The following is a 21181-nucleotide window of genomic DNA, read 5'->3' as shown; positions in this document are numbered from 1 at the left end:
GATCGCTTCGCCAACATGGCTGCCGAAATGGCCTGTCGATAAGCGACCGGCCAAAAAAGATACTATATCAGACAAAAGAATGAATTCTTGTGGTTAGCCGTTTATCGTCCATTATGGTAGAGACCCGCCACAAGCATCTCAGACTGTTGAAGGCCGATGTTGAAGAACATATCTCTCGAAGAGACACTTGTGGGTTACTACACCTGGAATATCGGGCAAAATCTGGTTTATCTGGATGCCGTGGCCGCGCGCCTGCGGGAGGTTCTTCCGGAAAAGGCCGCCCGCGGTATCCCGGTAGAGGATTTTATTGCACAAATCGAAAGCGGCTCCCGGGCGCGTGTGGCTGAAGCCGTCTATAATTCGCTGACGAACGGCGTGTTTTACGATCAGGAATACCGTATCCAGCTCACCTCCGGTGGTTTTCGCTGGCTGCGGACAACAGGACGCGTGATCCTCGACAGCGATCGGCTTCCGATCATGGCCATGGGCACGGTCAGGGATATCAGCGCAGGCAAGCTTCTATTGATGTGATGGGCGGCCGTGGCCTCTCGCAAGGGAACGTCAGACCGATTTTATTTTGTTCATTGTTTTTGATGTTGCGGTGACATGGTCCGGCAGGTCGCAATTTTGCTGTTTCAGATCGCCCTGGTCATAGGCGTCGCCATAGCCGGCATGCGGATTGCCTCGCTCGTCAATGGCGAGACTGCCTCCGCCCCGGCAGGACTTGCGGCCAACACCGAACAGCTGTGGACCACCTCGCCCGTACGGGTTGACCCCACCCGGCAGGAATACGAGCGCGTCCCGACCCCGCCGGATCCCTTCCCGCTGAAGATGCATGCCGACCAGCGCCTTCGCGTCATCTCCAGCAGCCGCTTCACCTTCAAAAACGAGGAGTTCCGCCTCGCGGGCGTGGAGGAGGTGGAGAGAAACCGTGTCTGCACCACCCCGGACGGCCGCCGTTATGCCTGCGGCCTCAATGCCTTCAAAGCGCTGGAGAACCTTTTGCGCGGCAGATATATCGAATGTCGCGTGGTGGGGGAGAGCGGCGCGCTCCGTTCTCTGGAATGCCGTATCAACGGACAGGATGTGCGGGCGTTATTACGATAGATGGCCGGGTGAGGTTGGACTGAAGGTCGCACGATTCAGATTTACTGACGTGATGAATTTTATCTTGGGAAATTTGGTGGAGCTAAGCGGGATCGAACCGCTGACCTCTTGCATGCCATGCAAGCGCTCTCCCAGCTGAGCTATAGCCCCATAAGGGTTCCGGCATTTCTTCCGGTTCCGGGAACCGAAGCGGTTGTTGTTCCGTTCGGTGGCGGCTTACTACTGCGGCTTTCCGACGAGTGCAAGCATAAAAAACGGCCCGGCGTCATTTTTTTGTCGTCGGGCCGAATTATCGAATAAAATCAAGCTTCTTCGTCGTCGCCCGATACGCCGATGATACCGGACATGTCGTCGTCGTCATCTTCGTCGTCGGTTTCCAGGAAGGTGTCGTCGTCGTCGTCGATTTCGACGTCATCGTCGTCGCCGAGATCAGGGATATCGTCGCCGCTGTTGTCGCCGTCGGCATCTTCCAGCGACACGAGTTCGACTTCCGTGTTTTCGGTATCGACTTCCGCTACATCCTCTTCTTCAGCCTGCTCGAGCTTTGCCTGAGCTGTGCTTTCCTCGAAGAAGGAGAGCGGCCAGGACTTGCCGGTGTAAGGAGAAACGACCGGATCGCGGTTCAGATCGTAGAACTTCTTGCCGGTATCGGGGTCTGTGCGCTTGGTACCAAGTTCCGCTTTTGCCACTGTCTAAGCCTCAAATTGTCGAATGAGTTTCGGTGTGTACGCCGTAAAACCGGCATAGACGGTAAAATTTATAGCCGGTCCCCTTAATCGTTGCGCTCTTTCGTGTCAAAGACAAACTTCGGGTGCCTCCTGCCTTGGCGCAACCCCTGTGCGGGAATGCTGATATAAATCGTAAGGCGTGTCGCACTCTATTATATGAATAACAGATGCACAGGCGGAAAGCTTAATGACCTTCACGATCGCCATAGACGGGCCGGCTGCGGCGGGCAAGGGAACCCTGTCGCGAAAGATCGCGGAAGCCTACGGTTTTCATCATCTCGATACCGGGCTGACCTACAGGGCGACAGCGAAGGCGCTTCTGGACGCGGGCCTGCCGCTGGATGACGAGGCCGTGGCGGAGAAGGTCGCCCTGGAGGTCGATCTTGCGGGGCTCGACCGCTCCGTCCTGTCCCGGCACGATATTGGCGAAGCCGCGTCGAGGATTGCGGTGATGACGCCGGTGAGGCGGGCGCTCGTGATGGCGCAGCAGCGTTTTGCCTTGAGGGAGCCGGGTACGGTTCTCGATGGCCGCGATATCGGCACGGTAGTATGCCCGGATGCGCCAGTGAAGCTATATGTCACCGCCTCTGCCGACGTGCGGGCGCGCCGGCGCTACGATGAGATTCTGGCAAATGGCGGCACCGCGGATTATGATGTCATTTTCGCCGAGGTGAAAAAACGCGACGAGCGCGACATGGGCCGCGCCGACAGTCCGCTGAAGCCGGCGGAAGACGCACACTTGCTAGATACGTCGGAAATGAGTATAGAGGCGGCGTTTCAGGCCGCGCGCACGATCATCGACGCCGCTCTGAAGAGATAGGTTTTTCGCGGAACGGCTTCCTGCCGTCTGCGTTTAGTCAGGAATTGCCCGAAGACATGTCCTTGCGCCGGAAAGCCTCTTGAAAAGGCGGGCATGGGGTCGGGTATCAACAACACTAGCCCACCGGCGCTTTTGTATTCGCCATCGCGCGGATGCAATCAGGAGATTTCATGTCAGTATCTACCCCCACGCGCGAAGATTTCGCAGCGCTTCTCGAAGAATCCTTTGCCTCCAACGATCTTGCCGAAGGCTATGTTGCCAAGGGTATCGTAACGGCAATCGAGAAGGACGTTGCCATCGTCGACGTCGGCCTCAAGGTTGAAGGCCGCGTACCGTTGAAGGAATTCGGCGCGAAGTCCAAGGACGGCACGCTGAAGGTCGGCGACGAAGTCGAAGTTTACGTCGAGCGCATTGAAAACGCTCTCGGCGAAGCCGTTCTGTCGCGCGAGAAGGCTCGCCGCGAAGAAAGCTGGGTCAAGCTCGAAGCCAAGTTCGAAGCTGGCGAGCGCGTCGAAGGCGTCATCTTCAACCAGGTCAAGGGTGGTTTCACCGTCGATCTGGATGGCGCTGTTGCGTTCCTGCCGCGTTCGCAGGTCGACATTCGTCCGATCCGCGACGTTACCCCGCTGATGCACAACCCGCAGCCCTTCGAAATCCTCAAGATGGACAAGCGTCGCGGCAACATCGTTGTTTCGCGTCGTACGGTTCTCGAAGAGTCGCGTGCCGAGCAGCGTTCTGAAATCGTTCAGAACCTCGAAGAAGGTCAGGTTGTTGACGGCGTCGTCAAGAACATCACCGATTACGGTGCGTTCGTTGACCTCGGCGGCATCGACGGTCTGCTGCACGTCACCGACATGGCATGGCGCCGCGTCAACCATCCTTCGGAAATCCTCAACATTGGCCAGCAGGTCAAGGTTCAGATCATCCGCATCAACCAGGAAACCCACCGTATCTCGCTCGGCATGAAGCAGCTCGAGTCGGATCCGTGGGATGGCATCTCCGCCAAGTACCCGGTTGGCAAGAAGATCTCCGGTACGGTCACGAACATCACCGACTACGGTGCATTCGTTGAACTGGAGCCGGGCATCGAAGGCCTGATCCACATTTCCGAAATGTCCTGGACCAAGAAGAACGTACACCCCGGCAAGATCCTGTCCACGAGCCAGGAAGTTGACGTTGTCGTTCTCGAAGTCGATCCGTCCAAGCGCCGTATCTCGCTCGGTCTCAAGCAGACGCTTGAAAACCCGTGGCAGGCATTCGCTTACAGCCATCCGGCTGGCACGGAAGTCGAAGGCGAAGTCAAGAACAAGACCGAATTCGGCCTGTTCATTGGCCTCGAAGGCGATGTCGACGGCATGGTTCACCTGTCGGACCTCGACTGGAACCGTCCGGGCGAGCAGGTCATCGAAGAGTACAACAAGGGTGACGTCGTTAAGGCTGTCGTTCTCGACGTTGACGTTGAGAAGGAACGCATCTCGCTCGGCATCAAGCAGCTCGGCAAGGACGCTGTCGGCGAAGCCGCTTCTTCCGGCGACCTGCGCAAGAACGCAGTCGTTTCCGCTGAAGTCACCGCGGTCAACGATGGCGGTATCGAAGTGAAGCTCGTCAACCACGAAGACCTCACCTCGTTCATCCGTCGCGCTGATCTTTCCCGTGACCGTGACGAGCAGCGCCCTGAGCGCTTCTCCGTTGGCCAGGTTGTCGACGCCCGCGTCGTCAACTTCTCGAAGAAGGACCGCAAGGTCATGCTTTCGATCAAGGCTCTGGAAATCGCTGAAGAAAAGGAAGCCGTCGCACAGTTCGGTTCGTCCGACTCGGGCGCTTCGCTCGGCGACATCCTCGGCGCGGCTCTGAAGAACCGCGGCGAATAATCGTCTAGATCGTTGAAATGAAGAACCCGCCGGAATTTTCCGGCGGGTTTTTTCTTGGGCAATCGGCCGGCAGGCAATGTGGCGTTCAGAGGACGCCGCTCATCTTGAGGTAATAATTCTCCGCACTGTCGTCGGCGGCCGTCGCCGTCGGACGTTCCTGCGTGTCGATCCCGTCATTGGCGGCAACGCGCTCTTCCAGGCCGTCGTCATCGCCGGAATTTTCAGACTCCGCTCCGCTTTCGCTTTCCGCCTCATCGTCGGAAAAAGGCCCGCCGCCCCGGGGTGGCGCTTCTGATTCGTAATCATCATCGGCAGGGGGATAAGCGACGAGCGGCAGCGGCGTGCCGTCTTTTGCCAGAGCGGCGGCAACCAGCGATTGCGAGGCGGATTGCTCCATCATCGCCATTCTCGCTTCCGGGTCCAGCGGGAGTCGCGAAGAGTAGGGAGCTTCAGGCCGGTGAGCCACTGTTTCCGCTTCTTCCCCTGTTGGGTGGGCAGCGGACGTCATCAGCCCCGACTTTTCGGTTGGCTGATCCTCCGGCGATGGCGGCTCGATGCCCTGCGGCATGGCGGGGGGCTGCTGCGTCGTGCTTGCTCTCGCCGGCAGTTTGCCGGCCGTGGCGGCCAGCACAAGACTGGCCACGTTCTCTGCATCAGTTGCAGGCGGGCCGAAGATTGGTGGTGAGGCGGTGCGGACGTCTTTCTGCTCGGTCTTCATCATCTCCCGAGGCGGAAGGGCAGGGCGTGTTTCGCCGGTTTGCGCGCGAGGCGAATTGCCTGGACGGGTCTCTGCCGGCGCTTCTTTTGTCATGCTGCCCGTCTGCGGCTGAAGCGGACGCGTCGTGTTTTCCGTCCTGCCTTCCGGTTTTGCCGGCTGGTCTGGCAGGTCGGGCGCATCTACTGGCGCGGCGGAATGCCGGACGGCTCCTTCCGGTTGCGCGGTCAGCGCCGCGGGAGTTGCCTTCATTGCCGCACCGCTGAGGGCGAGTGGGCCGGTGAGCAGCGGCAACAGACGGCCGGTTGTCGTGGAGCCCGGCAATTGCGCTGCCGCGGGTGGATTGGAACGGAACTCCGCATTGGGGCTCGCGGCGGTCGGCTGCTGCCTGGGCTGGGCGGGCGCCGGACTGGCGGAATTATTCTGCTGATAGGAGGAGACCACCGCCCTCGCAGCCAGATCGGCCCCCCTGTAACGCGATAGTTCGATCAGCAGCGCAAGCCGCGCCGCATCCGGTCCCGTCGGCTGTTTCAGGATTTCCGCGAGCATCGAAAGGCTGAGACCCTGCAGTGCTTTGCCAATCTGCTGTTCCAGCGCAAGACGCTGCGCGGGCGGCAGGGCGCGTAAGGCTTCCGTCAGACGCCCGACATAGGTTTCGACGGCTTCGCCGTCCCGTCGCGGCAGGTTCATCAGCTTGCCGAGTGTTTCCGCCAAGACTGCGGTGCTCCGGGCCAGATGGAACTCGCCGGCGAGGGAGGCCACTGCAGCCCGTGAAAAAAGGCTGGCGCTCTGTTCGGGAAGGGCAGCGCTTGGTTGCGGCTGCACGACGCCTTTCGGCTGCGCGCGCTGCGCCGGCGCGAGCGAGGCTCCATAGGTGGCATCGGCTGCGGAAACTTTGGATACAGGCGGTAACATGCTGCGCTCCGTTTCTATCGGTGGCCGGCGCCGGCTGCGAAAGCGCCAATCCCCATTGGCTCTGTGATCCGCATCTGCCTCGAATGTTGAAAATCGCCACGCCGCTGGCATACAGGTGTCATCTCGCCCGCTCATGCGGGAGCGCCATGTGCACCATAGGCTCGAAGGCCGCTCTTTTCAGCGCACACAGAATCATCAAGCCGAATCCTCGCCTGCAGATATTAAGATTTGGCTAACCAAGTGATTGCGCACGGCCGGACCGGCTCAGGGCGAAACGCCTATGAACATGCGATAAAGCCCGTTGTCGTCCGAGTTGACGGAGGAGATACGATCGGGTTCGCTCACCGTGACTTCCAGCGCCTCCGGCGGCATGGCATCCAGCCAGCTCGCTTTCGGAAAGCTTCGCTCCGGCTGGATTTCTGCGGGCGCGATAGTCGCTTCTTCGCCAGCCAGTGGAATGATGGTGGCATCCTCCGGCGCGAGGGGCGGAGCCGCCATGGAAAGAAGGGCCTGGGCCGCGTTCGGTTCGGCATCGTGAATGGCGCCGCCTGACACGCCTGAGATATCGACCATGTCTGAACTCACATCATGTTTCGCTCACGTGACAGTTCCAGACGGCAATCATGCCGCCTTTTTCTTCAGCAATGCATAAAGGCCGTTTTCATCGACCGAAATCGGCAAGATGTCGGCTCCGGCAGCTTCGACAGCGGCCTGTGCATCAAGCAGCTTTTCCGCCTCGTTTTCCGCATCGGCCGGCGTGGTGGCCGCATCCGCTCCCTCAGGCTCGTTATCGCCTTCAGCAGGTGGGGCCTCTTCCGCCGGCGTCGCCGCGAGCACGGAAATCAGGGCGATTTCCGATGACATGTCGGCGGGGTCCTGGCCGGCTGCGCCATCCGCCTTCTCATCGGCGGAGGCGTCAATGTGCTCCTTCACGACGTCCTGAAGTTCCTGCACGTCCTCAAGCTTGCCCTGTGCGTCACGGGTCTGGATATCTTCTTCCCGTTCGGCTGCCACTTCCGCATCGTTGATTTCGCCAATGCGCTTTTCGCCACGTTCGGCCTGCAATTCTTCCTTAGACTTCGGATCTGCCACGTCTTCCAGACGCTGGATGACCTTCAGGGTCTCCCTCGTCATGAAGAGAGTGCCTTGTGCCTCGTCATTGAGCGCATCTTTTACCGCTCGCGCCTGATCTCCGTAAGGATTGGCGATGGCGGCGATCATCGCGCTGGCTGAGATGCCGAGCTCCTCGAGACCGGTCGATTCCTCCAGTTCACTGATGTTCATGGGCAAGGTCGCCCGCGCGGCCATGATGGCCTCCGACATCTGCGCGCCAAAATCCTCCTCCGTTCCGGTGAGGCCGGCACGCTCGGCGATGCGGGCGGCAAGCGCCGCCATGGGATCGGTTTTGGCGTTGACGCCGTTGTTCAGCACATCGACGACCTGCAACTGCGAAACACCGAAGGAGGCGAGGGAAATTGTGGTGGCTTTTCCCCGCGCATCGGTTTTTTCGAAACTCTGGGTCAGGGTCAGCGCATCCTGAAGCCTTTGTGCAAAGGAAAAATTGGATTCATCCACGTCCTGCGTGATGCCGAGGGCGGCGGAAAAGCGGGAAACAAGCGAGGCGAAGGCATCCGGGTCCGGCTTCATGGCACCGAAGAGATAAGCGCTTATCTTCTCATTGGCGACGCGCTGGCTTTCATCCGGCTGCGGGTTCGTTCTGACCGCATCATCCTTCTTGGTGCCGTTGGCCTTTTCCTGCTCCTCGCGCTGGCGTTCCTCGATGGATTCGACCATCGAGCGCATGAGGTCGCTCACTGCAATGCCCGCCGTCTGTTGTAGCGGAGTAATCATCTGGAAAGTCCCCGGCCGCCCAAAGTTACGGCCGAGAATAGGCAAGTCTGGTAAATCAGTGTTTAAACGAAGGCGAAAACGCTCAGCTATGGGCGAAAATGTCGGTTTCGTCCCAGCCGAGCAGGTCTAGCTTTGCACGGGTCGGTAAAAACGCGAAACAGGCATCGGCATGATCAAGGCGGCCGTCGCGAATGAGACGCGCCGTCAGCTTGTCGCGCAGCGCATGCAGATAAAGAACGTCGGAAGCGGCATATTCGAGCTGCGCCGGGGAAAGCGTTTGCGCTGCCCAGTCCGAAGATTGCTGCGCCTTGGAAATATCGACCTCAAGCATTTCCTTGAGGTTGTCCTTCAGCCCGTGCCGGTCCGTATAGGTGCGGGTCAGCCGTGAAGCGATCTTAGTGCAGAAGACAGGCGTGGTCGTCACACCGAACGTATGAAAAAGCACGGCGATATCGAAACGGCCATAGTGAAAGATCTTCTGGTGGGCGGGATCGGCAAGCATGCGCACGAGGTTCGGCGCTTCTTTCTGCCCAGCGGCGATGCGGATGATGTCTGCCGTGCCGTCGCCCGGCGAAAGCTGGACGACGCAGAGGCGGTCGCGACGCGGCACCAGACCCAGCGTTTCCGTATCGATGGCGATGGCGCCGGTATAGCGCGCGGCATCTTCGGCGGAAATATCGCCTTCGTGATAACGGATGGGTGCTGCCATGTCCTGCTCCAGAAATTCCAGTCTACTGCTCCGGCTATAACGGAAAGACCAGCGGGACGATACCGTTTTATCGGTCGGTCCGCCGCGCCACGCCGCACGCCCTTGGCACTTGCCTTTGCGAAAGTCCCCGGGTTAGGGTCGGAAATCTTTTCCTGACAAATTGCATGAATTCCCAATGACAAAGAAAATCTATCTCGCCGGACCGGAAGTGTTCCTCCCGAATGCGCGCGAAATGCTCGACCTCAAGGCAGCACTGGCGCGGGAGGCCGGCTTCATCCCGCTTTCGCCGGGCGATCTGCAGATCCCGCCGGCGGATACCAGGATCGGTCATGGCTGCAACATCAATGAAGTCGACGAAGGGATGATGCTTGAAGCGGATGCCGTGATTGCCAATCTCACACCGTTTCGCGGCATCGCCGCCGACACGGGAACGAGCTACGAGCTGGGTTTCATGTGCGCGCTGGGCAAGCCGGTGTTCGCCTACACCAATGTCGCGGCCAATCACTTCAGCCGCATCAAGGCGCATTACGGCAATGTTGTCACCGTGGATGAAACAGGCCGGTATCGCGGGCCGGACGGGTTGTCAATCGAGAATTTCGACATGGTCGACAATCTCATGCTGCACGGCGGGATTTTGCGGCGGGGCGGCAACGTTATTGTCGGCGACGTTTCCGATGAGGACTTATATACGGATCTCGCGGCCTACCGGCGTTGCCTTGCAGCGGCGGCGGAAAAACTACTGACACCGATTGACCCTGAAAAAACGAATAGAGTGGAGGCATCATCATGAGCGGAACCATCCTCATCACCGGCGCGACGTCGGGCTTCGGAGAGGCTACGGCCCGACGCTTCATCAGAGAAGGCTGGAAGGTCATCGGCACGGGCCGTCGGGCGGAACGACTGGAGGCACTGGCGGCCGAACTCGGATCGGCTTTCTACGGCGCCGCCTTCGACATCACCGATGAGGACGCGGCCGAAAAAGCGCTTGCCGCCTTGCCGGAGGGCTTCCGAGACATCGATGTCCTCGTCAACAATGCCGGTCTGGCACTGGGCACGGCCCCCGCGCCGCAGGTGCCGCTAAAGGACTGGCAGACCATGGTGAACACCAACATCACCGGTCTACTGAACATCACCCACCATCTCCTGCCGACACTGATCGACCGTAAAGGTATCGTCGTCAACCTTTCGTCTGTTGCCGCGCACTATCCCTATACGGGCGGCAATGTATACGGCGGCACCAAAGCCTTCCTGCGGCAGTTTTCGCTCGGTCTGCGCTCGGATCTGCACGGCAAGGGCGTCAGGGTAACCTCGATCGAACCGGGCATGTGCGAAACGGAATTTACGCTGGTGCGCACCGGGGGCAATCAGGAAGCTTCGGACAATCTCTACAAAGGCGTCAATCCGATCACGGCCGATGATATCGCCAACACCATCTATTGGGTCGCCTCGCAGCCCAAACATATCAACATCAACAGTCTTGAGCTCATGCCAGTCAACCAGTCCTTCGCCGGTTTCCAGGTCTACCGGGAGAGCTGACTTGTCGCGGTAGGGTAGGTTCTGCCGAAAAACCGGGCAGTCATTCCGGAGCTATGCAGAAATGCAATGCTGCATTGCGAGACTTGCTCTGTTAAAATTCACAGATACCGCTATATTCAAATCATCGAAGCGACGCACTCCTCCTCCCAGCGTCGCTCGATGTGGATCGGTGGTACTCCTCCTCCCAATCACCGATCAAGTTTGAAGCCTGCCGCACCTCCTCCCGCGGCAGGCTTTTTCCTTTTCTTGGCTCTTTTTTTGTAGTGGATTGGCGTCCGTTTCCCGGCTGCACGCGATGCGTGGATAAGGGGCTGGTTTCTCCCTTGGATTCCGGGGGATTTTCGATTTCCGCGTCAAGGCAACGACTGCTGAAATCAGGCTCGCATCGATCACGATTTCGTTATGTCTAGATAAATATGCACAGTTTTGTGGCGGTGCGTCCTCCCGCCCCATTGCTTAGCCTTCCCCCTGTGGTTAAGCATGGGCAAAAGAACGCTTGGGAGGTGCCGGCACGCCAGTGTCCGTGCGCCCGAAGGCGGCGGGGAGAGAATGGCAGACTTTCAAGAGGCGCTGAAGCAGTTTCAGCCGATCGCGGTTTCATCGATCGCTGAAGACGAGCTCAGGTTGCGGTTGCGTGGCCTGCAGGCGCGAATGACCCAGCAAAACATCAAGGCGGTCTGGCTCGACGCTTCGTCGTCGCTGACTTATTATACCGGTCTGTCGCTTGGCCTTTCCGAGCGTATTCACGGTGCTCTGGTGCCGGCCGAGGGCGAGCCGATCTATATAAGCCCGACCTTCGAGGAACCGAAACTCCAGACCCTGATCCGTATCCCCGGCGCAGTCGCCACCTGGGAAGAGGATGAAAGCCCGTTCGACCTGATGACAAGGCGTATCGGTGCGCTGGCCTGTGCAGGTCACTTCGTCGCCATTGATCCCGCCACGCCCTTTGTTTTCGCATCCGCGCTCATGCAGCGTCTGGAAGGCCGCATCATTTCCGCTCAGCCGTTGATTGTCGCCCAGCGGCAGGTCAAGTCTGCAGCGGAGATCGCCCTCATTCAGACAGCGATGGATGCGAGCTATAATGTGCAAAAGGCCGTGTTCGAAGGCCTGCGTCCCGGCATCTCCACCACGGAAGTCGCGGATTTCGTCAATGCCGCCCATATTGCCCTTGGCATGAAGCCGCTTTTTGTGGCGGTGCAGTTCGGCGAGGCGACGGCCTATCCGCATGGCGTGCCCCATGCGCAGACGCTGAACCAGGGCGACATGGTGCTGGTCGACCTCGGTGGTATTCTTCATGGCTATCGTTCCGATATCACCCGTACCTATGTCTTTGGCAAGCCAACGGAACGGCAGCGTTTTCTCTGGAATGCCGAACGCGACGCACAGGCCGCGGCCTTCGCTGCCGCCCGCGTTGGCGCCGCGTGTTTCGAGGTGGACAAGGCCGCCCGTGACAGTCTGAAGGCGGCCGGATTTGGTCCGGATTATCAGCTTCCCGGTCTGCCGCACCGTACGGGTCACGGGCTTGGGCTGGATATTCACGAAGAACCCTATATCGTTGCAGGAAATGCCACGGCGCTTGAGCCCGGCATGTGTTTTTCCATCGAGCCGATGCTGTGCGTTTATGGGGAATGCGGCGTTCGTCTCGAAGATATCGCGTACATGACGGAGGCAGGGCCGCGCTGGTTCTGCCCACCGGAAACGAACCTCGACCGGTTGTTTCAGCCGGTCGCCGGGTAATTGGTCGGGAGGCAAAGACCGAACGGCGAGACGGGCATCCCCGTGCCGCCGCTGACCAGAAGAGGTAGGCCCCTGGAGGGGGCCGCAGGAACTCAGAAAAAGAGGGAAAGGACCATCAGATGAAAATGCTGACCCGCAGTTTGCTTATCGCTTCTGCACTTGCGATGACTTCCGCCATGCCAGCCATGGCGAAGACCTTCGTTTACTGCTCCGAGGCATCGCCGGAAGGCTTTGATCCGTCGCCTTACACCGCCGGCGGCACCTTCGACGCTTCCGCGCATCCGGTCTACAACCGTCTGACGGAGTTCAAAAAGGGCACGACAGAAGTAGAGCCGGGCCTTGCGGAAAAGTGGGACGTTTCCAAGGATGGTCTCGAGTACACTTTCCACCTGCGCAAGGGCGTCAAGTGGCACTCCAACGACAAGTTCACGCCGAGCCGCGAATTCAACGCTGACGACGTGATCTTCAGCTACAATCGCCAGGGCGACGCGAAGAACCCGTGGAACCAGTATATCGCAGGCATCACCTACGAATATTACAACTCGATGGAAATGCCGTCCCTGATCAAGGAAATCGTCAAGGTCGACGATTACACGGTCAAGTTCGTGCTGACCCGTCCGGAAGCGCCGTTCCTCGCCAACATCGCCATGCCTTTCGCATCCATCGTGTCGAAGGAATATGCCGATACGCTTGAGAAGGCCGGCACCAAGGAAGACTTCAACAACCTGCCGATCGGCACCGGTCCGTTCAAGTTCGTCGCCTATCAGAAGGACGCGGTCATCCGCTTCCAGAAGAACGCCGACTACTGGGGTGAAGCCCCGAAGATCGACGACTTGATCTTCGCGATCACGCCTGACGCCGCGGTTCGCCTGCAGAAGCTGAAGGCTGGCGAATGCCACCTGATGCCATACCCTGCTCCGGCTGATCTCGCGACCATCCGCGCCGACAAGAACCTCAAGCTCGATGAACAGCCGGGCCTGAACGTCGCTTACTTCGCCTACAACACGACCGTTGCACCTTTCGACAAGCCGGAAGTCCGCAAGGCGCTGAACATGGCGATGAACAAGCAGGCGATCATCGACGCCGTGTTCCAGGGTGCAGGCCAGGTTGCCAAGAACCCGATCCCGCCGACAATGTGGTCCTACAACGACAGCATCAAGGACGATGCTTACGATCCGGAAGCTGCCAAGAAGGCTCTCGAAGCCGCTGGCGTCAAGGATCTGTCGATGAAGATCTGGGCGATGCCGGTGCAGCGTCCTTACATGCCGAACGCCCGTCGTACCGCCGAGCTGATCCAGTCGGATTTTGCTAAGGTCGGCGTCAAGGCCGAGATCGTCTCCTTCGAGTGGGGTGAATATCTCAAGAAGTCCACCGAAACGAAGCGCGACGGTGCCGTCATCCTCGGCTGGACCGGCGACAACGGCGACCCGGACAACTTCCTCAGCGTTCTCCTGTCCTGCGCCGCAACCGGTGAAGGCGGTGCGAACCGTGCACAGTGGTGCAACAAGGAGTTCTCGGACCTCTTGGCCAAGGCAAAGCAGACCACCGACGTTGCCGAGCGCACCAAGCTTTATGAGCAGGCACAGGTGATCTTCAAGGAACAGGCTCCGTGGGCGACGCTTGCGCACTCCACGCAGTTCGTTCCCATGTCCGCCAAGGTTTCCGGCTTCACCATGAGCCCGCTTGGCGACTTCACCTTCGAAAACGTCGACATCGCGGAGTAATCCCCGAACAACCGGACGCGCGGAAGAACCCTGTTCTTCCGCGCGTCTTTTCAGGAAAAAGCCATGATCCGGTTCATTCTCGGCAAACTTCTCTATCTCGTTCCGACCTTCCTCGGGATCACCATCGTTGCCTTCGCCTTCGTGCGCGTCCTGCCGGGCGATCCCGTGCTGCTGATGGCGGGCGAGCGTGGCATTTCGCCCGAACGGCATGCGCAGCTTGCCGAACAGCTCGGCTTTGCCCAGCCCGTGTGGCAGCAATATCTTCATTTCCTGGGACGGCTGCTTCAGGGCGATCTCGGTAATTCGCTGGTCACCAAGAAGCCGGTTCTCACCGAGTTCCTGTCGCTCTTTCCCGCGACGGTCGAGCTTGGTCTCGTCGCCATCATCATCGCAACGCTCATCGGCGTGCCGGTCGGTGTCATCGCCGCCATCAGACGTGGTTCCTGGTTCGACCAGATTTCCATGACGACGGCTCTGGTCGGTTTTTCCATGCCGATCTTCTGGTGGGGGCTGCTGCTCATCATCATGTTCTCCGGTATCCTGCAATGGACGCCGGTTTCGGGCCGCATCTCGCTGATGTATTTCTTCCCCTCCGTCACCGGTTTCATGCTGATCGACAGCCTGATTTCGGGACAGAAGGGCGCCTTCGCCTCGGCCTTTTCGCATCTCATCCTGCCCTCGGTGGTGCTTGCCACCATTCCGCTTGCCGTCATTGCGCGCCAGACGCGCTCGGCCATGCTGGAGGTTCTGGGCGAGGATTATGTGCGCACGGCCCGCGCCAAGGGCATGTCGCCTTCCCGTGTCGTCGGCATCCATGCGCTGCGCAACGCCATGATCCCCGTCATCACCACCATCGGTCTGCAGATCGGCGTGCTGATGGCTGGCGCCATCCTGACCGAAACCATCTTTTCCTGGCCGGGTATCGGCAAGTGGATGATCGATTCCATCTCGCGCCGCGACTATCCGGTCGTGCAGAGCGGCCTGCTGTTGATTGCGGGTCTGGTGATGATCGTCAACCTGCTCGTCGACCTGACCTACGGCCTCATCAATCCAAGGATCCGTCACAAATGAGCGATGTGACCACAGCTCCGGTCGTCAGGCTTTCTGACGCCGCCATCCGCCGCCGGATGATCGCCGATTTCTGGTTCTATTTCCGTCAGAACCGTGGTGCCGTCATCGGCCTTGCCGTGTTTATTCTCCTCGTGCTGGTCGCGGTTTTTGCGCCGCTGATCGCACCGCATGATCCAACCCAGCAATATCGCGATGCGCTGCTGGTGCCGCCGGTCTGGCAGGAAGGCGGCCGTGCCGGCTTCTTCTTCGGCACCGACGCCGTCGGGCGTGACATGTTGTCCCGCCTGATCTACGGCGCGCAATATTCGCTGTTCATCGGCATCGTTGTCGTTTCCATCGCGCTCGTTGGCGGCATTGTCATCGGTCTCATCGCAGGCTTCTTCGGCGGCTGGGTCGATACCGTCATCATGCGTGTGATGGACGTCATCCTGGCGTTCCCATCGCTGCTTCTGGCGCTGGTGCTGGTCGCGATCCTTGGGCCGGGGCTCACCAACGCGATGATCGCCATTGCCATCGTCTATCAGCCGCATTTTGCGCGTCTGACGCGTGCGGCGGTGATGAGCGAGCTTCGGCGTGAATATGTCACGGCCGCGCGCGTGGCCGGTGCCGGCAATCTCCGGCTGATGTTCAAGACCATCCTGCCGAACTGCCTTGCGCCACTGATCGTACAGGCAACGCTTTCGTTCTCGTCTGCGGTTCTCGATGCGGCCGCACTCGGCTTCCTCGGCATGGGCGCTCAGCCGCCTGCCTCCGAATGGGGCACGATGCTGGCGGAAGCGCGTGAGTTCATTCTGCGCGCCTGGTGGGTTGTTACCCTTCCCGGCCTGACGATCCTGATCTCGGTGCTTGCCATCAACCTGATGGGTGACGGGCTGCGTGATGCGCTCGATCCCAAACTGAAGCGGAGCTGAGATATGAGCCTGCTGAAAATCAAGAACCTGACGGTTAAATTCGCCACCGCCACCGGTGCCTTCACCGCCGTCGACGGCATTGATGTGTCCGTGGACAAACACGAAGTGCTGGCCATCGTCGGTGAATCCGGTTCGGGCAAATCGGTATCGATGCTCGCCGTCATGGGCCTGCTGCCCGATACGGCGACGATTACCGCCGATGAGATGGTCTTTGACGGCATCAATCTGCTGGCCATGTCGCCGCAGGAGCGCCGCAAGCTGATCGGCCGTGAGATCACTATGATCTTCCAGGAGCCGGTCGCCTCGCTCAATCCGTCCTTCACGGTCGGTTTCCAGATCGAGGAAGTGCTTCGCCTCAATCTCGGCATGAGCGGCGCTGCCGCACGCGCCCGCGCGCTGGAGCTATTCCGTGCTGTCGGTATTCCCGATCCGGAATCCAAGCTCAAGGCCTATCCGCACCAGATGTCGGGCGGGCAGTGCCAGCGCGTGATGATCGCCATTGCGATTGCCTCCAAGCCGCGTCTCCTGATCGCCGACGAGCCGACGACTGCGCTCGACGTGACGATACAGAAGCAGATTCTCGACCTGCTGATGAAGCTGCAGGAAGAATATGGCATGGCGCTGATCCTCATCACCCACGATATGGGCGTGGTTGCCGAGACCGCCGATCGTGTCGTCGTGCAATATAAGGGCCGCAAGATGGAGGAGGCGGATGTGCTGAGCCTCTTCGAAGCCCCGCAGCATCCCTACACCAAGGCATTGCTTTCGGCCCTGCCGGAAAATGCCACCGGCGACCGTCTGCCCACCGTCTCCGATTTCTTCGGCAAGGAGGGCGTTCGATGAGTATCGTGGTTGAAGGCAAGGGCATTACCCGCGACTATCACGTTCCCGGCGGCCTGTTCGGCGGTGCGAGAATGGTGCAGGCCCTGAAGGGCATCGATTTCGCCGTCGAGCGCGGCAAGACGCTCGCCATTGTCGGTGAATCCGGCTCGGGCAAGTCGACGCTGGCTCGCATCATTGCCCTCATCGATCCGGCTTCCGGCGGCGAATTGAAGATCGATGGCCAGCCGGTCGATATCGCCAGGCGCCGTCCCGGCACGGAAATGCGCTCCAAGGTGCAGATGGTGTTCCAGAACCCCTATGGCAGCCTCAATCCGCGCCAGAAGGTGGGTGACGTGCTGATGGAACCACTCATCATCAACACGAAGATTCCTGCTTCCGAGCGCCGCGAGCGGGCTGAAGCCATGCTGGTTAAGGTCGGCCTTGGTCCTGAGCATTTCAACCGTTATCCGCACATGTTCTCCGGCGGCCAGCGCCAGCGCATCGCCATTGCGCGTGCACTGATGCTGAACCCGGCGCTGCTGGTGCTGGACGAGCCGGTCTCGGCACTCGATCTTTCGGTGCAGGCACAGGTCTTGAACCTGCTGCGCGATCTGCAGGAGGAATTCGAACTGACCTATGTCTTCGTCAGCCACGATCTTTCCGTGGTGCGTTACATTGCTGATGACGTGATGGTCATCTCCAAGGGCGAGGCGGTGGAGCAGGGCACGCGCGAGGAACTTTTCGCCGATCCGAAGCACCCCTATACCCGTCAGCTCTTCGCCGCGACCCCAATCACGGATGTCGATGCCATTCGCGCCCGCGTGGAGCGCCGCAAGGCGGCGAGACAGTCTGCGACAGCCTGACGGTTGACGAAAGAGGTTGGGAGCAGGCCGGATTTCCGGCCTGTTCTTTTTTCAGGACTTCAGGAAACGCCCAATTGCCGCCAGGGCGCCCTGCTCGCGAATGTTGCGATAGGCGGCTTTCAGGGCCAGGACAAAGGTTTCGTTGGCGGGCAGGTCGCTGCCAAAGGTGCGTTCGAAACTGAGGAAGCGGTCGACCACCGCATCCGGAGCCATCGCCAGTTGATCCGGCGCATCCCACTCCCTGAAGGCGGGGTCGAGAATGGTGATCGGCTGCCCCTTTTCATCTTCCTCTGCGCAGGACCTGATCCACAGCGCGACGGCAAAAATGACCGCTCCGCACTCAGCCTTTTCCGCCAGCAATTCTCGTAGTGGCGAAAGTATCCGCAGCGGCACTTTCTGCGACGCATCGGAGGCGATCTGCATGGTCTTGTGCTGCAATGAGGGATTGGCGAAACGCTGCCGCAGGCCGGCTGCGAATTCAGAACCATTGACGGCAGGATCCAGCGTCCGTCCGACCTCACGCCAATAGACGTCGATGAAGTCGCGCACGGTCTTTTCAGCCCAGGCATCGGCCACCGTCGCAAGGCCGGCAATCTGGCCGATGGCGGCGATGGCACTGTGGGAGCCGTTCAGCATCCTCAGCTTCATGTGCTCGTAAGGTTCGACATCATCGACGAATTCCACGCCCGATTTCTCAAGCGCCGGCCTGCCATGGGGAAAACGGTCTTCGATGACGAAACGGAAATAAGGTTCCGCAACAACCGGCCATGCATCGCTGAGGCCGAGTGTGGCCGAAATCGCATCCCGGTCCGCATCCGTGGTGGCGGGAACGATGCGGTCCACCATCGAGCAGGGGCAGGCAACATTGGCTTCGATGAAGGAGGCCAGTTCCTGATCCGCAAGGCTCGCGAATTCCAGCAGCAGCTTTCGCAGCACGTGGCCGTTGGCGGGCAGGTTGTCGCAGGACAGCAGCGTCAGCGGCAGGGAACCTTCGGCACGTCTGCGCCGGGTCGCTGCAAGGATGAAGCCGAAGATCGAGCGCGGCCGCTCCGGGTTTTCGAGATCGTGGACGATATCGGGATGGTCGCGCAGCAGGCTGCGGGAGGCGAGATTGGTCAGGTAACCCTTTTCCGTCACGGTCAGGGTCACGATGAGAACGCGGGGGTCGGCCATCCGCTCCACCAGTCGTTCCGGGTTTTCCGGGGCGACGACGGTCTCAAGAATCGAGCCGACGATGCGCAGGCGCTCGCTTTGGCCATCGCGAAGGCAGAAGGTGTAGAGATTATCCTGCGGTTCGATGGCGTCGCGGGTGTCCGGGCTGCGCAGCGATGCGGCGACGATGCCCCATCCTGTTTCGCCGCGATTGAGGCAATCGTCGATGAAAACCGCCTGATGCGCCCGGTGAAAGGCGCCGACGCCGAGATGCACGATGCCGGGCGTGATTTTCATGCGCTCATAGGCAGGGGTCGTGACCGTGTGCGGCAGGCGGGGCAGGGTTCTAGCGGAAAGCCGGTCCATCATCAGCACAAAACCCCCCTGTGGAATGAGATGGTCTCGGCTCGCGCTGATGGAATTGCGACCCCGGGGTTTTCGCGCATGCAGTCCTCCACTTGTCTTTTAATTGATCAGGCGCCGGCCTCTTTGAGCAATCGGACCTGACGCAGCGTGTTCTGGCGGCTGCGCTCCAGGTGCCGCCACAGCGCATCGATGATCTGGGCCTTGCTGCCGGCGGCAATGGCATCGGCAATATTCTGGTGCTCCTCGACCGAGCGGGCGTAATCACCGAGGATCGAGACGAAGACCGTGTGGGTCTGGTCTAGAATGCGCTCATGCGAACCGGAAATGACCGGAATGCGCGCCGCTGCGACCAGGGTCGCGTGGAAACTGCGGTCGTAAAAAAGCGCTTTCGACAATTCATCCAGCGTCGAGCCTTTGGCGAAGGCGCGGTGTTTGCCAAGGCTTTCCAGCAGTGCCGCGTGCAGCGTTTCGTCCAGCTGCCCGGCATCGAAGGCCACTTCAACCGCACCTTTTTCAAGCAGCATCCTGGCCGCGTATAGTTCCTCCACATCCTCGACCGTGAAGTCGCGCACCACCATTCCGCGCCGGGACGAACTGACCACCAGCCCATCCGCCTCGAGTTTCAGGCAGGCTTCCTTGACCGGCGTCGGGCTGATGCCGAGATCGGCGGCAAGTTCATTTGGCAGCAGACGTTCGCCGCCGCGCAATTTGCCGCTGACGATGCGTGCACGCAGTTCCCGGTGCGCCTGTTCGGCGAGCGTGACTTTGACGAGTGTGTTCATGACCACATCATCGCCCAGCTTTGCGAAGCAGGCAATGATCGAATATTAAAAATAAAAATTTTTTATTTTACAAAATCCGTTTTTCCGTTAGCTCTATCTGCCGTCGGAAGCCGGCTGCCGGAGGAGGGCGGTCCGGCAATCCCCTGACGGTTTGACTCCTGCAACCATTGGACGCGGGAGATGACGCGATTTCACCCGAGCAGTCGGAAAAACGTGTCTCAGAAAGGGGCTTCCGCCTTTCCTCCCCAGAAGCGTTCAAGCATCGAGGAATGACCGATTATGAAAATTACCGCCGTCGAACCCTTCATCCTGCACCTGCCGCTGACATCGGACTCCATTTCCGATTCCACCCACAGCATCACCCATTGGGGTGTTGTCGGCGCAAAGATCACCACCAGTGACGGCCTCGAGGGCTATGGTTTCACCGGCACCCATGCGCATCTGGCATCGGACAGGTTGATCACATCTTGCATCAGCGATTGTTATGCGCCCTTGCTCGTCGGCGAGGATGCGTCGGAGCATTCACGGCTTTGGATGAAGCTCGCCCGTTATCCCTCGCTCCAATGGGTCGGCAGGGCTGGCATCACCCATCTGGCGTTAGCTGCGATCGATGTGGCTCTCTGGGACCTGAAAGCAAAAAAGGCAGGTGTGCCGCTGTGGCACTATCTCGGCGGCGCACGCACGGCGGCAGTGGAAGCTTATAATACCGATATCGGCTGGCTTTCCTTCTCGTTGGACGATTTGCTTGCAGGCAGCTCAAGGGCGGTGGGGGAAGACGGTTTCACCCGGCTGAAGATCAAGGTCGGGCATGACGACCCGAATATCGATATCGCCCGGCTTGCTGCTGTCCGCAAACGCGTCGGCTCATCCATCCGCATCGCCATCGATGGCAACGGCAAATGGGATTTGCCCACATGCCAGCGCTTCTGTGCGGCAGCGAGGGATCTGGACATCTACTGGTTCGAGGAGCCGCTGTGGTATGACGATGTGACAAGCCATGCCCGACTGGCGCGCAATACCACTATCCCGATTGCGCTTGGCGAGCAGCTTTATACGGTGGATGCGTTCCGTTCCTTCATCGATGCCGGCGCCGTCGCTTATGTCCAGCCGGATGTAACACGGCTTGGCGGCGTCACCGAATATATCCAGGTTGCCGATTTGGCACTCGCCCATCGCCTGCCTGTCGTGCCGCATGCCGGCGAGATGAGCCAGGTGCATGTGCATCTGAGCTACTGGCATCCGGCGTCGACCATTCTCGAATATATTCCGTGGATCAAGGATCATTTCGAAGAACCGATCCAGGTGCGGGATGGTGTCTACAAACGGCCTGAGCAGCCGGGTGCGAGCACCACGCCGCTGGCGGAGAGCTTCGGGCGTTACGGCAAGGCGCTGAACTAGAGCAGCGGTATACCGCCCGGATTTTAACGGAGGGAAAGCACGTCCTCCGTCATGCCGGACTAGTGTAACCCGCAATAACAGATGGCAGGAGTAGGCTTTAACC

At 59.7% G+C, this 21181-nt stretch carries 20 protein-coding genes and 1 tRNA gene; 13 read left to right on the top strand and 8 right to left on the bottom strand.

What is annotated here, in order from left to right:
• Positions 1 to 156: 156 nt before the first annotated feature.
• Both AGR2A_RS18510 and AGR2A_RS18505 read left to right on the top strand, forming a co-directional pair.
• Complete coding sequence (locus tag AGR2A_RS18510) at positions 157 to 531, top strand: PAS domain-containing protein (protein ID WP_072495031.1); 375 nt, start codon at positions 157 to 159, stop codon at positions 529 to 531.
• Between the two features lie 75 nt (positions 532 to 606).
• Positions 607 to 1107 carry a hypothetical protein gene (locus tag AGR2A_RS18505; RefSeq protein ID WP_072495032.1) on the top strand — a complete coding sequence of 167 codons (501 nt, stop codon included), beginning with the start codon at positions 607 to 609 and terminating at the stop codon, positions 1105 to 1107.
• A 74-nt stretch (positions 1108 to 1181) separates the two neighbouring features.
• Here the strand turns inward: AGR2A_RS18505 and AGR2A_RS18500 are convergent.
• Positions 1182 to 1257 (bottom strand) — tRNA-Ala (locus AGR2A_RS18500).
• Positions 1258 to 1409: 152 nt separating this feature from the next.
• Complete coding sequence (locus AGR2A_RS18495; RefSeq protein ID WP_004437826.1) at positions 1410 to 1796, bottom strand: TIGR02300 family protein; 387 nt, start codon at positions 1794 to 1796, stop codon at positions 1410 to 1412.
• A 226-nt stretch (positions 1797 to 2022) separates the two neighbouring features.
• Here AGR2A_RS18495 and cmk point away from each other — a divergent pair, with 226 nt between their 5' ends.
• Positions 2023 to 2655, top strand: a complete 633-nt coding sequence (gene cmk / locus AGR2A_RS18490; protein WP_037090627.1) for a (d)CMP kinase — start codon at positions 2023 to 2025, stop codon at positions 2653 to 2655.
• A 170-nt stretch (positions 2656 to 2825) separates the two neighbouring features.
• Positions 2826 to 4526 (top strand): 30S ribosomal protein S1, encoded by a 1701-nt coding sequence (gene rpsA / locus AGR2A_RS18485; protein WP_004437832.1) that lies wholly within the window; start codon positions 2826 to 2828, stop codon positions 4524 to 4526.
• Between the two features lie 85 nt (positions 4527 to 4611).
• Here rpsA and AGR2A_RS18480 read toward each other — a convergent pair whose 3' ends face one another.
• From AGR2A_RS18480 to AGR2A_RS18465, 4 genes are all read right to left on the bottom strand, one after another.
• The gene (locus AGR2A_RS18480) at positions 4612 to 6156 is read right to left on the bottom strand and encodes a hypothetical protein (protein ID WP_072495033.1); all 1545 of its coding nucleotides are present in this window, start codon (positions 6154 to 6156) and stop codon (positions 4612 to 4614) included.
• 264 nt (positions 6157 to 6420) lie between these two features.
• Positions 6421 to 6729, bottom strand: a complete 309-nt coding sequence (locus AGR2A_RS18475; RefSeq protein ID WP_004437838.1) for a hypothetical protein — start codon at positions 6727 to 6729, stop codon at positions 6421 to 6423.
• Between the two features lie 48 nt (positions 6730 to 6777).
• Complete coding sequence (locus AGR2A_RS18470; RefSeq protein WP_044459449.1) at positions 6778 to 8007, bottom strand: hypothetical protein; 1230 nt, start codon at positions 8005 to 8007, stop codon at positions 6778 to 6780.
• An 82-nt stretch (positions 8008 to 8089) separates the two neighbouring features.
• Complete coding sequence (locus AGR2A_RS18465) at positions 8090 to 8716, bottom strand: ribonuclease D (RefSeq protein WP_006698074.1); 627 nt, start codon at positions 8714 to 8716, stop codon at positions 8090 to 8092.
• 175 nt (positions 8717 to 8891) lie between these two features.
• On the opposite strand from AGR2A_RS18465, the gene AGR2A_RS18460 reads away from it, so the two are divergent.
• From AGR2A_RS18460 to AGR2A_RS18420, 8 genes are all read left to right on the top strand, one after another.
• Positions 8892 to 9506: a nucleoside 2-deoxyribosyltransferase gene (locus AGR2A_RS18460; protein WP_037090633.1), complete on the top strand. Its 615-nt coding sequence runs from the start codon at positions 8892 to 8894 to the stop codon at positions 9504 to 9506.
• Positions 9503 to 10252 (top strand): SDR family oxidoreductase, encoded by a 750-nt coding sequence (locus AGR2A_RS18455; protein WP_035210670.1) that lies wholly within the window; start codon positions 9503 to 9505, stop codon positions 10250 to 10252. Before AGR2A_RS18460 ends, AGR2A_RS18455 begins: the two co-directional genes overlap by 4 nt.
• A 549-nt stretch (positions 10253 to 10801) precedes the next feature.
• The gene (locus AGR2A_RS18445; protein WP_072495034.1) at positions 10802 to 11989 is read left to right on the top strand and encodes a M24 family metallopeptidase; all 1188 of its coding nucleotides are present in this window, start codon (positions 10802 to 10804) and stop codon (positions 11987 to 11989) included.
• A 119-nt stretch (positions 11990 to 12108) separates the two neighbouring features.
• Positions 12109 to 13713: an ABC transporter substrate-binding protein gene (locus AGR2A_RS18440; protein ID WP_004437852.1), complete on the top strand. Its 1605-nt coding sequence runs from the start codon at positions 12109 to 12111 to the stop codon at positions 13711 to 13713.
• Between the two features lie 63 nt (positions 13714 to 13776).
• On the top strand, positions 13777 to 14784 hold the full coding sequence (locus tag AGR2A_RS18435; RefSeq protein ID WP_004437854.1) for an ABC transporter permease subunit: 1008 nt from the start codon (positions 13777 to 13779) through the stop codon (positions 14782 to 14784).
• Positions 14781 to 15695 carry an ABC transporter permease subunit gene (locus AGR2A_RS18430; protein WP_044459446.1) on the top strand — a complete coding sequence of 305 codons (915 nt, stop codon included), beginning with the start codon at positions 14781 to 14783 and terminating at the stop codon, positions 15693 to 15695. Before AGR2A_RS18435 ends, AGR2A_RS18430 begins: the two co-directional genes overlap by 4 nt.
• A 3-nt stretch (positions 15696 to 15698) precedes the next feature.
• On the top strand, positions 15699 to 16538 hold the full coding sequence (locus AGR2A_RS18425) for an ABC transporter ATP-binding protein (RefSeq protein WP_022563464.1): 840 nt from the start codon (positions 15699 to 15701) through the stop codon (positions 16536 to 16538).
• Positions 16535 to 17380, top strand: coding sequence for an ATP-binding cassette domain-containing protein (locus AGR2A_RS18420; protein ID WP_072495035.1), 846 nt, complete (start codon positions 16535 to 16537; stop codon positions 17378 to 17380). Before AGR2A_RS18425 ends, AGR2A_RS18420 begins: the two co-directional genes overlap by 4 nt.
• 51 nt (positions 17381 to 17431) lie before the next feature.
• Here the strand turns inward: AGR2A_RS18420 and AGR2A_RS18415 are convergent, their stop codons facing one another.
• Both AGR2A_RS18415 and AGR2A_RS18410 read right to left on the bottom strand, forming a co-directional pair.
• The gene (locus tag AGR2A_RS18415) at positions 17432 to 18901 is read right to left on the bottom strand and encodes a mannitol dehydrogenase family protein (protein WP_072495036.1); all 1470 of its coding nucleotides are present in this window, start codon (positions 18899 to 18901) and stop codon (positions 17432 to 17434) included.
• Between the two features lie 104 nt (positions 18902 to 19005).
• The gene (locus tag AGR2A_RS18410) at positions 19006 to 19680 is read right to left on the bottom strand and encodes a GntR family transcriptional regulator (RefSeq protein ID WP_035210677.1); all 675 of its coding nucleotides are present in this window, start codon (positions 19678 to 19680) and stop codon (positions 19006 to 19008) included.
• 279 nt (positions 19681 to 19959) lie between these two features.
• Between AGR2A_RS18410 and AGR2A_RS18405 the strand changes: the two genes are divergently transcribed.
• A complete protein-coding gene (locus AGR2A_RS18405) occupies positions 19960 to 21078 on the top strand; it encodes a mandelate racemase/muconate lactonizing enzyme family protein (protein ID WP_072495037.1) in 1119 nt (372 codons plus the stop codon).
• Positions 21079 to 21181 lie beyond the last annotated feature (103 nt).

Source organism: Agrobacterium genomosp. 2 str. CFBP 5494 (assembly GCF_900013495.1).
Taxonomy (GTDB): domain Bacteria; phylum Pseudomonadota; class Alphaproteobacteria; order Rhizobiales; family Rhizobiaceae; genus Agrobacterium; species Agrobacterium pusense.
The sequence above is the reverse complement of the archived record's forward strand: the minus strand, read 5'-3'. Positions and strand labels throughout refer to the sequence as shown.